Genomic DNA, 13,033 nt, shown 5'->3' with positions numbered 1-13,033 from the left:
CAATAATAGTGCTTTCGGAAGGGTGTAAAAGCTATGTCGGGTGACGGTTCACAATACGTAGGTCAGCAAATACTGGGAGCTGGTCTGGTAATCGCCATTGATGGCCCCAGCGGGGCAGGTAAATCCACTATCGCGCGCCTATCGGCGGCGGAACTGGGTACCAACTTTTTAGACACCGGCGCCATGTATCGCGCCCTCACCTGGTATGCGCTTCGGCAAGGAGCAGACCTCAATGATCCATCGGCACTGGCTATGCTTGCCTATTCGATTCCTATGCAGGTAGAAGCATTCGCGCACGCCCCGCGGATCCTGATCGAGGGACGCGATGTAACCCGTCTGCTTCGCGGGGAAGAAGTAAACCGGGCAGTCAGCCAGGTTAGCGCGGTTCCCGGGGTACGCGAACAGATGATTGCTCGCCAACGCCAGATTATTCAAGCTGCCAAAGCCTCTGGACGGGGAATCGTGGCTGAAGGACGCGATATCACCACCGTAGTAGCCCCGGATGCAGACGTTAAGATCTTGCTCACCGCCTCCCCGCAGGTGCGTGAGCAACGCCGCGCCCGCCAGCAGGGGGCAGGCAGCGATTCGGTAGCCGCGCGTGACTTCGCGGACTCGCAGGTAAACAACTTCACTACGCCTGCTCCCGGAGTAGCGCTGCTAGATTCCTCCGACCTGGATGAACAAGAAACTATGGAGGCTGTAGTCGCGATTGTGGGACGGGCTTTCCAGGCTCGCCAAGGCTAAGTTTTCGCCAAAGCTCCCTGCTCTCACCTAAACTTGAGGGCGTGAGTGAAGATTTAACGCCCGACGATTCGGCAAATATCCTTAGCCAAATTCAGCTCCAAGACGATGACTATGAATTGTTAGAGGCTGAAAGCCCTGCCGAGCAGCACCAGGACTTAGGTGCTCTGCCGGTAGTGGCGGTAATCGGGCGTCCCAATGTTGGTAAATCCACCCTGGTTAATCGGATTTTGGGTCGACGCGCGGCCGTTGTGCAGGATCATCCGGGAGTAACCCGCGATCGGGTGCGATATCCGGCGCAGTGGGCGGGAGTAGATTTTCAATTACTAGATACTGGCGGTTGGGAACTGGGGGTTAAAGGCCTCGATCAGATGGTAGCCGCCCAAGCCGAGGCTTCCATCCAGCTAGCCGATGTGGTGCTATTTGTAGCTGATGCCGGGGTGGGTGCCACCGACACCGATCTGCAGATTGCTCGCATCCTGCAACGCTGCGATAGACCGGTGATTTTGGTCGCTAATAAAGTTGATTCTTCGCGCGGAGAGGCGGACGCCACCGCCCTGTGGTCCCTAGGGTTAGGGGAACCGTTCCCCTTATCGGCTTTGCACGGCCTGGGCAGCGGCGATTTACTGGACAAGCTGGTGGCGTTGTTACCGGAAAAATCTCAGTTTTCGAAGGCACTGCCGCCGGGAAGTCCCGGGCGAGTGGCGCTGATTGGGCGCCCGAATGTGGGAAAATCTTCCTTGCTTAACACCTTGGCAGGTTCGCAACGGGTAGTAGTGAATGATTTGGCGGGTACTACTCGTGATCCGGTAGATGAAGTAATCGAGATTGCCGGGGTACCTTGGACTTTCGTGGATACCGCCGGGATTCGTCGCCGGATGCTCAAGAGTAGGGGCGCTGATTTTTATGCTTCTTTGCGTACCCAGGCAGCGATTGAGGAAGCCGATGTAGCTATGGTGCTGCTCGATGCCTCGCAAGAACTGGCTAGCGCTGATATTAGAATCATTGAGCAAGTAATTTCTGCAGGTAGAGCCTTAGTGTTGGTAAACAATAAATGGGATTTACTAGACGAGGAACGCCGCCACGATTTAGAACGCGAATGGGAACTGCAACTTTCTCACGTGGATTGGGCTCCCCGGGTTAACCTTTCTGCGAAAACCGCCTGGCACACTAACCGTATCCAGGGAGCTTTAGCGCAGGCGCTTGCTGGTTGGCGAACCCGGATTTCTACCAGTGAACTAAATAGTTTCCTGGGGCGATTAGTAGCCGAACATCCGCATCCGGTTAGAGGAGGAAAGCAGCCGCGGATCATGTTTGCTACCCAGGTCTCTATGGCGCCCCCACGTTTCGTATTCTTCACTACCGGATTCTTAGATCCTTCCTATCGCCGGTTTATAGAACATCGCTTGCGTGAAGAGTACGGTTTTACCGGCAGCCCCATCCAGATTTCGGTACGGGTACGCGAACGCCGCAAACGTTCCTAAAACTTTGAAAATAGTGCCGAGATAACTTCCAGGAGCCCCTTGCCAGGGGGTTATCACTAGGTAGCGCCGCTGCGTCCTCGCCCTCTAAAAATAATCCGGGAAGGGGAAGTGGCAGCTAGGAGCTATTAGTGTGGATTCTCATAAAGAAAATTTCTAGGGAAACTCCAGCGCGGAAAGCAAAAAAATAACGCGGCCTAACTGGGAAGGAAACCGATTAAGAAAAAGCGGAGAAAACCCTGCTAGGGTGCGGGGATAGCCCCTTATTAGTACCTCGAGTGGGACTCGAACCCACATGTCCGGTGAAGGACGGCGGATTTTGAATCCGCTGCGTCTACCAATTCCGCCATCGAGGCTTTCCAGTAACGCTGTTAAGCGCGACGGGTTTCAGTCTAATATAGACACGTGGCAACTTCGAAATCTAATGCAAAGAAAGAACAGAGCGCGGCGCGTAAAGTGCTGGTAGCTGAGGATGAAACCCTGATTCGGCTGGATATTGTGGAAACACTCACGGAAGCCGGTTATGAGGTGGTAGCCGAAGCCGGAGACGGGGAGGCCGCCTATCAGGCAGCCCTCGAATACCAGCCTGACCTGTGTGTTATGGACGTGAAAATGCCGAAGATGGACGGGATTACGGCTGCAGAGAAGATTTTGAAAGAAATCTCTTGTGCGGTAGTGATGCTCACCGCATTTTCGCAAAAAGAGTTGGTGGAGCGGGCGCGTGATGCTGGCGCCATGGCTTATGTGGTTAAGCCTTTTACTCCTGCCGAGCTTTTACCGGCGGTAGAAATTGCGGTTTCTCGCCACAACGAGATTCAATCCCTGGAAAACGAAGTCGCTGACTTGCAAGATCGCTTCGAAACCCGGAAACTGGTTGACCGCGCCAAGGGGCTCCTGATGGAAAATATGGAGATGAGCGAACCGGAAGCCTTCCGTTGGATTCAGACCACCTCCATGAATCGGCGTCTCAGTATGCGCGAAGTCGCCGAGGCAGTTATCGATCAAGTGGGCTAAGGGCTCCCGGCAGCAACCAAATTTCCCGGTGACCAGGGGAGCGGCCCTTCGCTTAGGATAGTTCCTAGGAGGAACAGATGGTCGAAAAGAAAACTCTGCTAGTAATCGATGGGCATTCCGCCGCCTTTCGCGCGTTCTACGCCCTCGAACCCGAAAATTTCCGTACCCAAGAGGGGCAATACACCAACGCGGTATTCGGGTTCTTGCGGATGCTAGTGAAAATGCTGCAGGACGAGCAACCCGACTATTTAGCGGTGGCTTTTGATGTTTCTCGTCATTCCTTCCGCACCGACGAATACCCCGAATACAAAGGGGGACGCAAACCTACTCCGCCAGAATTTTTAGGGCAAGTGGATCTGATTAAAGAAGCACTTCGCCATCTGGGAATTACCACTTTAGAACAAGAAAATATCGAGGCCGACGATATTTTAGCTACCCTCGCCACCCGAGGGGAGGCGGCAGGAATGCGGGTGCTGGTCGCCAGCGGAGACCGGGACACCTTCCAACTGTCAAGCGATAACGTCACGGTACTTTATCCATCGCGTTCAATTACCGACTTAAAACGAATGACTCCCCAGGCTATTGAAGAAAAATACGGGGTGCCACCGCACCGCTACCCGGAGATCGCCGCCTTGGTGGGGGAAAAGGCAGATAACCTGCCCGGTGTCCCCGGGGTAGGGGAGAAAACTGCCGCCACCTGGATAAATAAGTATGACGGTTTGGAAGGCGTGATTACCCATGCCGCCGATATTGGTGGCAAACGCGGAGAAGACCTGCGCGCCCATCTTGAGGATGTTAAACGCAACCGGAAACTGAACGCCCTACTGACTGACCTGGACTTAGGGTTAGAGGTTCAAGAACTCGGCTTTGGAAAAGCCGATGCTGAGCAGCTGGGGAAACTGCTAGACAAGTTGCAGATCGGGCAGGGTACCCGGGGGGCTCTAGCCAGTATTCCTGCCTTTGAGTTGGGCGCAGCGGAACATGTAAAACCCCGGGAAATTAAACTTATTGCCCAAAATAAGGCTGCTAAGTGGATAAATGATCTTTCCGCCCCCGCGGGGATCATAGTTGAAGGGGTTTGTACTCCCGGGGCAGGTGACGCGGAGCAAATTACTATAGCCAGCGGTGATGAAGCGGTGAGCATTAATTTGATTGACGCCACCCCGGATGAAATTTCGGCATTGGAACGCCTACTAGAAAACCCAGAGCAAGCAGTGTTTCATAACTGGAAGAGCGCTTGGCACGCCCTCAAAGGGGAAGGATTCCGGTTGGGGATGCCCGCCTGGGACACCGAAATCGGGGGATACCTGATTGATCCTTCTGCTCGCTCCTATGACATAGAGGTCTTGAGCGAAAAAATGTTGGGACGGTCTTTGGTGGTAGAGGAAAAACAGGAAAGCGGACAGACCGCTCTAGATTTTTCTGGCACCTCTAACACTAAAACTGCCCAGGTAGCAGCGGCATTGCCCGAGATTGCTAGTGCTGAACAAAAGGACTTAGCCGCGGGGAGCGCTGAGCATCTGTGGGTAGAAATGGAACGACCGATCGCCGAGATACTAGCCCGGATGGAAGATACTGGAATTGCGATTTCTGACCAGGTGTTGGCGGATTTAGAGAATGATTTAAGGCGGCAAACAGAGGACGCTAAGCAGGCAGCCAGGAGCGAAGTAGACCGACCGGATTTAAATCTTTCTAGCCCTAAACAGCTGCAGGAAGTTTTATTTGACCAGTTAGAAATGCCTAAGACCAAGAAAACCCGTACGGGGTACACCACCAACGCGGATGCCCTGGAATGGCTGCTTAGTAAAACCCGCCATCCGTTCTTGCAGTATTTGTTGGCGCACCGAGACTCCATAAAACTCTTACAAACCGTGGAGGGACTGCAAAAAGCGGTGCAAGCTGATGGGCGGATCCACACCACTTTCAAACAAACCGTGACTGCCACCGGCAGGCTTTCCTCTGCCGATCCGAATCTGCAAAATATTCCGGTACGTTCCGATACGGGGCAACGCATCCGGGAGGCTTTTGTTAGCGGTCAAGGTTTTGAGAATCTGATGAGCGTGGATTATTCCCAAATTGAGATGCGAGTAATGGCGCATATATCGGGGGATCAAGATTTGATTGCCGCTATTAGTACCGGTGAAGATCTGCACCGCACCATGGCAGCCATGATTTTCGGGATACCCGCCGAACAGGTCGATGACCAGATGCGCTCAAAGGTTAAAGCCACTTCCTACGGTTTGGCTTACGGTCTGTCAGCTTATGGGCTGGCTAATCAGCTGCGTATTCCGCAAAAGGAAGCCGAAAAACTGATGGAAAGCTATTTTCAGCGTTTCGGTAAAGTTCGCAGCTATTTGCGGCAGATTGTGGAGCAGGCGCGCGAGCGGGGCTATACCGAAACTATGCAGGGCAGGCGCCGGCAACTGCCCGATTTGAAGAGCCGCAATCACACTTTGCGGCGGATGGCGGAACGCGCTGCCCTTAACGCCCCCATCCAGGGTACGGCTGCCGATTTGATGAAGCAGGCAATGATCCGGGTAGACGAACAGTTAAAGACGCAGAAACTTTCCTCGCGGGTACTCTTGCAGATTCATGACGAGCTGATTTTAGAGGTCGCGGCCGGGGAGGAAACCCAGCTACGCGCCCTAGTAGAGGACGCGATGTGCCACGCCGCCCAGCTAGCGGTTCCCCTGGTAGTAGGAATCGGAGTAGGCGAAAACTGGCGCAGCGCCGCTCATTAGCGGCTTACCTTTTGCGGTAAAGAAGAGGGGAATCTGGAAGACTCCGGCTCGTCCTCGCCCCCAAAAAACACTGTGTAATCGGATACAATTTGCGAAAAACCGCTCCGTAAGAGCTTTTTGAGTTGGAGCTGAAAGGGTTTTTGCTGATAGGCTCGACAAGGCTTCTTGAAAAAGTAGCCAAATTGTCCATATTGTCTATTAAGTCCGTTTTGGAGAAATTATCTCTATGACCACCTCTAATGAGCAACTCGAGCAAGTTGCCGTAAATGATATCGGTTCACAAGAAGAACTACTTGCTGCAATCGATAAAACTATTAAGTACTTTGGCGATGGCGACATCGTTACCGGTACTGTCGTGCGGGTCGACCGCGATGAAGTCCTCCTCGATATCGGTTACAAAACCGAGGGCGTCATCCTTTCCCGCGAACTATCCATCAAACATGATGTGAGCCCTGAAGACGTTGTCCAGGTGGGCGACGAAATTGAAGCCCTGGTATTGCAGAAAGAAGACAAAGAAGGTCGCTTACTGCTTTCCAAGAAGCGCGCACAATACGAGCGTGCCTGGGGCGATGTCCAGAAGATTAAGGAAGCTGACGGCGTAGTCACCGGCAAGGTGATTGAGGTGGTCAAGGGCGGCCTAATCTTGGATATCGGTTTGCGTGGGTTCTTGCCGGCTTCCCTAGTAGAAATGCGCCGCGTGCGTGACCTCGCTCCCTATATTGGGCGCGAACTGGAAGCCAAGATTATTGAACTGGACGAAAACCGCAATAACGTTGTGCTTTCACGGCGTGCATGGCTGGAGCAAACCCAGGCGGAAGTACGCACCCAGTTCCTGGATACCTTGCAAAAGGGTCAGATTCGTTCCGGCGTGGTTTCTTCGATCGTCAACTTCGGTGCCTTCGTGGATCTGGGCGGTGTAGACGGCCTGGTACACGTATCCGAACTTTCCTGGAAACATATCGATCACCCCTCCGAAGTGGTGGAAGTCGGTCAGGAAGTCTCGGTGGAGGTTCTGGATGTGGATATGGATCGCGAACGGGTTTCGCTGTCCTTGAAAGCCACCCAGGAAGATCCGTGGCAGACCTTCGCTCGCACCCACGCCATTGGGCAGGTTGTGCCGGGCAAAGTTACCAAACTGGTTCCCTTCGGCGCCTTTATTCGGGTCGAGGACGGTATCGAAGGTTTGGTACATATCTCTGAACTGGCGCAGCGCCATGTAGAGGTACCCGAACAGGTCGTTAAAGTCGGTTCCGAAGTATTCGTCAAGGTTATCGACATTGATTTGGATCGCCGCCGGATTTCGCTCTCGCTCAAGCAGGCGAATGAGGGCGTTGACCCCAACACCACCGAGTTTGATCCTTCACTGTACGGCATGACCGCCGAATACGATGAAGAAGGCAACTACAAGTACCCCGAAGGCTTCGATCCGGAAACCAATGAATGGATGGAAGGCTACGAGGCGCAGCGCGAAGCTTGGGAGGAAGAATACGCCCAGGCAGAAGCCCGTTGGAAGGCGCACAAGGAACAGGTGGCGAAGGCTCTGGAAGCCGACACTGAAGCCGCCAATACCCGCCCCGATCCCGCGGAGAACGCCAGCTACTCCACCGAGAGTGAAGACTCCGAAGGCACTTTGGCTTCCGATGAAGCCCTAGCAGCTCTTCGTGAGAAACTAACCGGCGAATAAAGGCTAATTGCAGCTCTACCTAAGAGTTGTAACGCTTAACTTTCAGGGTGGGCAGAAGCAGAAATGCTTCTGCCCACCCTGTTTTATTTGCTAGTTCTCTAATCCTCAAGTTATCTTGCGCGTTTATTCTTGCTGCGTTGGTTGTCAGCAGATTTGCTAGGTAGGCTTAGGGCGTGAGTGAACTATTGATTTACCGCAACCCGGATCGGGGAGCGCGTTGGGCGGCAGCTTCACCTACGAACGCCCTCTCAGTGGCGGTAACTGGTGGGATTGGCTCCGGTAAATCCACCACTGTACACACTTTAAAAGCCCTAGGCGCCAAAACTTGCAGCGCCGATGAACTGGCGGGTCAAGCTCTAATAGATTTAGCTCCCGATATTGCCCACGCGTTTGACCATCCCGAATGGGAAACCGGGGTTGACCGCAGCGCCCTCGCCGCAATCGTCTTTAATAATCCCGATGCCCGCCGCCTCCTAGAATCCATAACCCACCCCTATATCTCGTTTCTTTCTGACCGTTTCTTTGCTTCCCTTACTCCTGGAGATATCGGCATTTACGATATTCCGTTGCTAGCGGAGAATCCGAACGCGCGCGCCTTTGACGTGATCGTGGCAGTCAGCGCGCCCCTTAAGCAGCGTCACCAGCGCCTGTTTCAGCGCTCTGGCTTAGAACCCGAACAAGTAGATGCCCGGATTGCAGCGCAAGCCAGTGAGGAACAACGCCGCGCGATTGCCAACTTTGAGTTGGTCAATAACACTACCCGCGAAGATTTGCGCCGCACCATCGCCTCGGAGCTGTGGCCGGAGCTGCGGCGCCTGGTCGATGGCAACAGCGCGTAGAATCCCTCTATAAAAGCCGGAAGATTTCCGAGGGATCTGGTGTTGTCGCGGGCAGAGGTTTTTCCTCCTGCCCAAAAACTCGAAAAAGCCACGGGCGTTTTTCGAGTTTTACGCCCGCCTAGCCGACTCGGATAAAACCTCTGCCCGCGCCTCTTGGTATCTTCGCAAGGTGGCAAATAGTCTTTGGTTCCCTTGGTACTAGGTATGGGCGGGGGAAAAACCCTTGCCCACGCCAGAACAAGTAACCGCGCGCGCCGAAAAAGTAACAGATAATACTCTGGGGCTAACTGGACGAGTACCCCGGGGAGGCTGCTAGATTGTACGGGTGACAACTTTAGAAAAATCTGAAAAATCTGTTCCCTCAAAGTCCCCAGCCATCGACCAAGAAACCTCTTCGCTGGTTCGCGGTGCCGCAACTTTCGCGCGCAGCCCGCGCGGCCTGTTTGATATTTGCGTTATTTTCTTTGTGGCGTTCCTCTTAATCGCCAATATTTGCGCCACTAAAGCGATTCAGCTGGGGCCGATTGTTTTCGATGGGGGAGCCATTACTTTCCCCCTCACCTATGTTTTAGGGGACGTAATCAGCGAAGTCTGGGGACTAAAAGCGGCTAAACGCGCTATCTTGATGGGGTTCGTGATTTCCGTAATGGCGTCTCTTACCTTCTGGGTAGTGGGGATGCTGCCCCCCGAAGCCTCCTATCAAAATAACGAGGCATTCCAAAGCGTGCTTGGGTTCGTACCCCGGATAGTAATTGCTTCCATGGCCGGATACGTGTTTGGCAACTGGCTCAATGCCTATGTGCTGGTGAAAATCAAAGAGCGCTGGGGTGAGAACAATATGTGGGTACGGCTAGTGACCTCTACCTTGGCGGGAGAACTAGTAGATTCCATCGTTTTTTGTACTATCGCTTTCGGGGGAATCATGAGTTTCTCCCAGCTGCTAATCTATATTTTCCTCGGCGGCTACCTGTATAAATGTGCGGTAGAAATCCTTTGTTTGCCCTTTACTTACCTGGTGATTTCCCGGGTAAAGAAACATGAGGGGTACGGACTTGACCTTCACTAAAATAGCGGATCTGCCCGGCAGGCGGGGACGGGCCGGTATTATTCACACCCCGCACGGCGATATTCCCACCCCCGCCTTTATCCCGGTGGGTACCAAAGCCACTGTGAAAACAGTGCTGCCAGAGACTATGAAGCAGCTGGGGGCAGCCGCGATCCTCTCTAACGCCTACCACCTCTACCTGCAGCCCGGTCCGGAAGTTATTGACCAGGCAGGAGGGCTCGCTCGCTTTATGAACTGGGGTGGGCCCACTTTTACCGACTCCGGGGGATTCCAAGTGCTCTCCCTAGGTTCTGGCTACAAGAAAGTTCTTTCGGGAGAGTTCACCGGCTCAGGGCGCGCCGATCACACGGTGGCAGAAAAGAAAGAGCGCCACGCGCATGTAGATGACGAGGGCGTGACTTTCCGCTCCCATCTAGATGGTTCCCGGCACCGGTTTACTCCCGAAGTGTCTATGCAGATCCAGCACCAGTTGGGTGCCGATATTATGATGGCCTTCGATGAGCTCACTACCTTGCTGAACTCTCGCGAATACCAGGTGGAATCCTTGGAGCGTACCCGCGGCTGGGCGGAGCGCTGCCTGCTCGAACATGAGCGCCTCACCCTCGAGCGTGCCGGTAAGCCTTATCAAATGCTCTATGGGGTTATCCAAGGGGCGCAGTATGAAGATTTGCGCCGCAAAGCTGCCCGCGACTTGTCTGCAATGGAAGTGGCGGGGCGCAGCTTTGACGGGTTTGGCATCGGAGGCGCTTTTGAGAAAGAAAATCTGGCCACCATCGTGGATTGGGTTTGCGAAGAACTACCCGAAGATAAACCTCGCCACCTGCTAGGACTGAGCGAACCAGACGACATTTTTGCCGGAGTGGAAGCCGGGGCAGATACTTTTGACTGCGTAAATCCCTCCCGGATCGGACGCAACGGCGGACTGTATGGACGCTATGGGCGCTTTAACTTGACCCGCTCTGAATTTAAACGCGATTTTGCGGCTCCGGTGGCGGACTGCAGCTGTTACACCTGCCAGAACTACTCGATTGCCTACCTGCATCATCTGTTTAAAGCCAAAGAAATGTTGGGCTTTACTCTGGCGACTATTCACAACGAATACTTCACGGTACAGCTGGTGCGCGGGATTAGACAATCCATTATTGAGGGTGACTACCCGGAATATAAACAGCGCGTCCTAAGCGACTTTTATGGGGGTCAGCCGCTGCGTTCCCACTGGGGATAATAGCAACCTGAGTTTAATCTATGACTTAGGTTGCACTTGTCTGTTTGAGGGTGTATGAGCGACTTTAATTTGAGAAAATATATCTGTAACAAATAAGTACCCTTACTGGCAGCAATCCTGCCGGAGGAGCTGAATAATTGATGTCTACTACCGTAGAGAATTCAACGGATAATGCGTGGCGCACTTTTGTCCAGGGGAAATGGAATAAAGAAATCGATGTACGCGATTTCATTCAAAAGAACTACACCCCCTACCAGGGCGACGCAGCTTTCTTAAGCGGACCGACCTCCAAAACCCAGAAACTCTGGCAAGCGCTAGAGGAAAACTATCTTTCAATAGAACGTCAAAAACGAGTCTTCGATGTTGACACCGACACTCCGGCCGATATTGATGCTTTCGGACCTGGATACATTAGCGAAGAAGATGACGTAATCGTTGGTCTGCAAACCGATACCCCCTTAAAGCGAGCGATGATGCCCAACGGCGGATGGCGCATGGTCGAAACCGCGATTAAAGAAGCCGGAAAAGAAATTAATCCGGAAGTAAAAGAAATTTTTACTCGTTACCGCAAAACCCATAACGACGCGGTATTTGATATTTACACTCCCCGAATTCGGGCGGCTCGATCTTCCCACATCATCACCGGCCTACCCGATGCCTATGGACGCGGCCGGATTATCGGTGACTATCGACGCGTCGCCCTATATGGGGTAGACCAGCTAATCGCTTGGAAACAGGAAGATAAAGACAAAGTCGCCGACAAGCCCTTTAGTGAACATTGGGCGCGCTACCGGGAAGAACACTCCGAGCAGATCAAGGCGTTGAAGAAGCTAAAAGCCATGGCTGCCAGCTACGGTTTCGATATTTCTGGCCCGGCAAAGAACGCTAAAGAGGCTGTGCAATGGACTTATTTCGGCTACTTGGCCGCGGTAAAGAGCCAAGACGGAGCCGCCATGTCCATTGGTCGCCTTTCCGCTTTCTTCGACTGCTACTTTGAACGTGATTTCGCGGAAGGCACCCTAGATGAACAGGGCGCCCAAGAAATCATTGACGCCCTGGTAGTTAAACTGCGGATTGTGCGATTCCTACGTACCGAAGCCTATGACCAAATCTTTTCCGGTGACCCTTACTGGGCTACCTGGTCAGATGCGGGTTTCGGGGAGGACGGACGCACCCTCGTCACCAAAACCTCCTTCCGGCTTTTGCAGACCCTAATAAATCTGGGGCCGGCACCCGAACCCAATATCACCATTTTTTGGTCCCCGCGTTTGCCGGAAGGATATAAAGAGTTCTGCGCCAAGATTTCCATCGAAACTTCCTCTATCCAGTATGAAGCCGATGATCAGATTCGCCGCCAGTGGGGCGATGACGCTGCCATTGCCTGCTGCGTTTCCCCCATGAGAGTCGGTAAACAAATGCAGTTCTTCGGCGCGCGGGTAAACGCGGCTAAAACCCTGCTTTACGCGATTAACGGTGGACGCGACGAAGTAACCGGCAAACAAGTAGTGCCCGGATATGAAGGTATCGTTGGGGACGGTCCCCTGGACTTCAATGATGTGTGGGAACGTTACGAGAAAATGCTGGACTGGGTGGTGGGCACCTATGTGGAGGCGCTTAACATTATTCACTACTGCCATGACCGTTACGCCTACGAATGCCTAGAGATGGCTCTGCATGACAGCGATATTGTGCGTACTATGGGCTGCGGAATCGCGGGACTGTCGATTGTGGCGGACTCCCTATCGGCTATCAAATACGCCAAGGTCACCCCGGTACGTGACGAAACCGGCTTGGTGGTGGACTACCACACCGAAGGGGACTTCCCCTGCTACGGAAATGACGATGACCGCGTAGATGACATCGCGGCCACCATCGTGCACACGGTAATGGCAAAAATCAAAGAAATTAAACTCTATCGGGATGCCATTCCAACCCAGTCGGTACTCACTATCACCTCCAATGTGGTTTACGGTAAAGCCACCGGGGCTTTCCCCTCCGGACATGAGGCTGGAACCCCCTTTGCTCCCGGCGCAAACCCGGAAAACGGAATGGATTCGCATGGAATGCTGGCCTCGATGCTCTCGGTAGGCAAACTGGATTACCATGACGCACTGGATGGTATTTCTCTGACCAACACCATCGTCCCCTCCTCGCTGGGACGAACTAAAGAGGAACAAATCCAGAACCTGGTGGGGATTATGGACGCCGGTTTCATTCCCCAAGAGGCTTCCTGCTGAAAAAC

The 13,033-nt window shown here is 53.4% G+C and carries 9 protein-coding genes and 1 tRNA gene; 9 read left to right on the top strand and 1 reads right to left on the bottom strand.

What is annotated here, in order from left to right; genetic code table 11:
- The first annotated feature begins 33 nt into the window (after positions 1–33).
- Both cmk and der read left to right on the top strand, forming a co-directional pair.
- Positions 34–744: a (d)CMP kinase gene (cmk, locus tag BQ5456_RS00875; protein ID WP_071128340.1), complete on the top strand. Its 711-nt coding sequence runs from the start codon at positions 34–36 to the stop codon at positions 742–744.
- A 41-nt stretch (positions 745–785) separates the two neighbouring features.
- A complete protein-coding gene (gene der, locus BQ5456_RS00870) occupies positions 786–2,225 on the top strand; it encodes a ribosome biogenesis GTPase Der (protein ID WP_235858501.1) in 1,440 nt (479 codons plus the stop codon).
- Between the two features lie 267 nt (positions 2,226–2,492).
- Here der and BQ5456_RS00865 read toward each other — a convergent pair.
- Positions 2,493–2,578: transfer RNA gene (locus BQ5456_RS00865), tRNA-Leu, on the bottom strand.
- Positions 2,579–2,627: 49 nt separating this feature from the next.
- Here BQ5456_RS00865 and BQ5456_RS00860 point away from each other — a divergent pair.
- The 7 genes from BQ5456_RS00860 (at position 2,628) to pflB (ending at position 13,028) form a co-directional block, all read left to right on the top strand.
- The gene (locus BQ5456_RS00860; RefSeq protein WP_071128338.1) at positions 2,628–3,236 is read left to right on the top strand and encodes an ANTAR domain-containing response regulator; all 609 of its coding nucleotides are present in this window, start codon (positions 2,628–2,630) and stop codon (positions 3,234–3,236) included.
- A 77-nt stretch (positions 3,237–3,313) separates the two neighbouring features.
- Positions 3,314–5,977, top strand: a complete 2,664-nt coding sequence (gene polA, locus BQ5456_RS00855; RefSeq protein ID WP_071128337.1) for a DNA polymerase I — start codon at positions 3,314–3,316, stop codon at positions 5,975–5,977.
- A 226-nt stretch (positions 5,978–6,203) separates the two neighbouring features.
- Complete coding sequence (gene rpsA / locus BQ5456_RS00850) at positions 6,204–7,661, top strand: 30S ribosomal protein S1 (RefSeq protein ID WP_071128336.1); 1,458 nt, start codon at positions 6,204–6,206, stop codon at positions 7,659–7,661.
- Between the two features lie 173 nt (positions 7,662–7,834).
- Positions 7,835–8,500 carry a dephospho-CoA kinase gene (coaE, locus tag BQ5456_RS00845; RefSeq protein WP_083378284.1) on the top strand — a complete coding sequence of 222 codons (666 nt, stop codon included), beginning with the start codon at positions 7,835–7,837 and terminating at the stop codon, positions 8,498–8,500.
- Between the two features lie 397 nt (positions 8,501–8,897).
- A complete protein-coding gene (locus tag BQ5456_RS00840) occupies positions 8,898–9,566 on the top strand; it encodes a queuosine precursor transporter (RefSeq protein ID WP_071129855.1) in 669 nt (222 codons plus the stop codon).
- Entirely contained in the window at positions 9,553–10,791 is a 1,239-nt protein-coding gene (gene tgt, locus BQ5456_RS00835) for a tRNA guanosine(34) transglycosylase Tgt (RefSeq protein ID WP_235858500.1), read from the top strand. The genes BQ5456_RS00840 and tgt overlap by 14 nt, the downstream gene beginning before the upstream one ends.
- A gap of 140 nt (positions 10,792–10,931) precedes the next feature.
- Positions 10,932–13,028, top strand: coding sequence for a formate C-acetyltransferase (pflB, locus tag BQ5456_RS00830; RefSeq protein WP_071128334.1), 2,097 nt, complete (start codon positions 10,932–10,934; stop codon positions 13,026–13,028).
- Positions 13,029–13,033 lie beyond the last annotated feature (5 nt).

Origin of the sequence: Varibaculum massiliense, from assembly GCF_900106855.1 — a bacterium.
In the GTDB taxonomy this organism is placed as follows: Bacteria; Actinomycetota; Actinomycetes; order Actinomycetales; family Actinomycetaceae; genus Varibaculum; species Varibaculum massiliense.
The sequence above is the reverse complement of the archived record's forward strand: the minus strand, read 5'-3'. Positions and strand labels throughout refer to the sequence as shown.

Bases quoted from the DNA above. Each gene is read 5' to 3' on its own strand.
- cmk (WP_071128340.1), top strand. From the start codon at position 34: ATGTCGGGTGACGGTTCACAATACGTAGGTCAGCAAATACTGGGAGCT.
- rpsA (WP_071128336.1), top strand. From the start codon at position 6,204: ATGACCACCTCTAATGAGCAACTCGAGCAAGTTGCCGTAAATGATATC.
- polA (WP_071128337.1), top strand. From the start codon at position 3,314: ATGGTCGAAAAGAAAACTCTGCTAGTAATCGATGGGCATTCCGCCGCC.
- pflB (WP_071128334.1), top strand. From the start codon at position 10,932: ATGTCTACTACCGTAGAGAATTCAACGGATAATGCGTGGCGCACTTTT.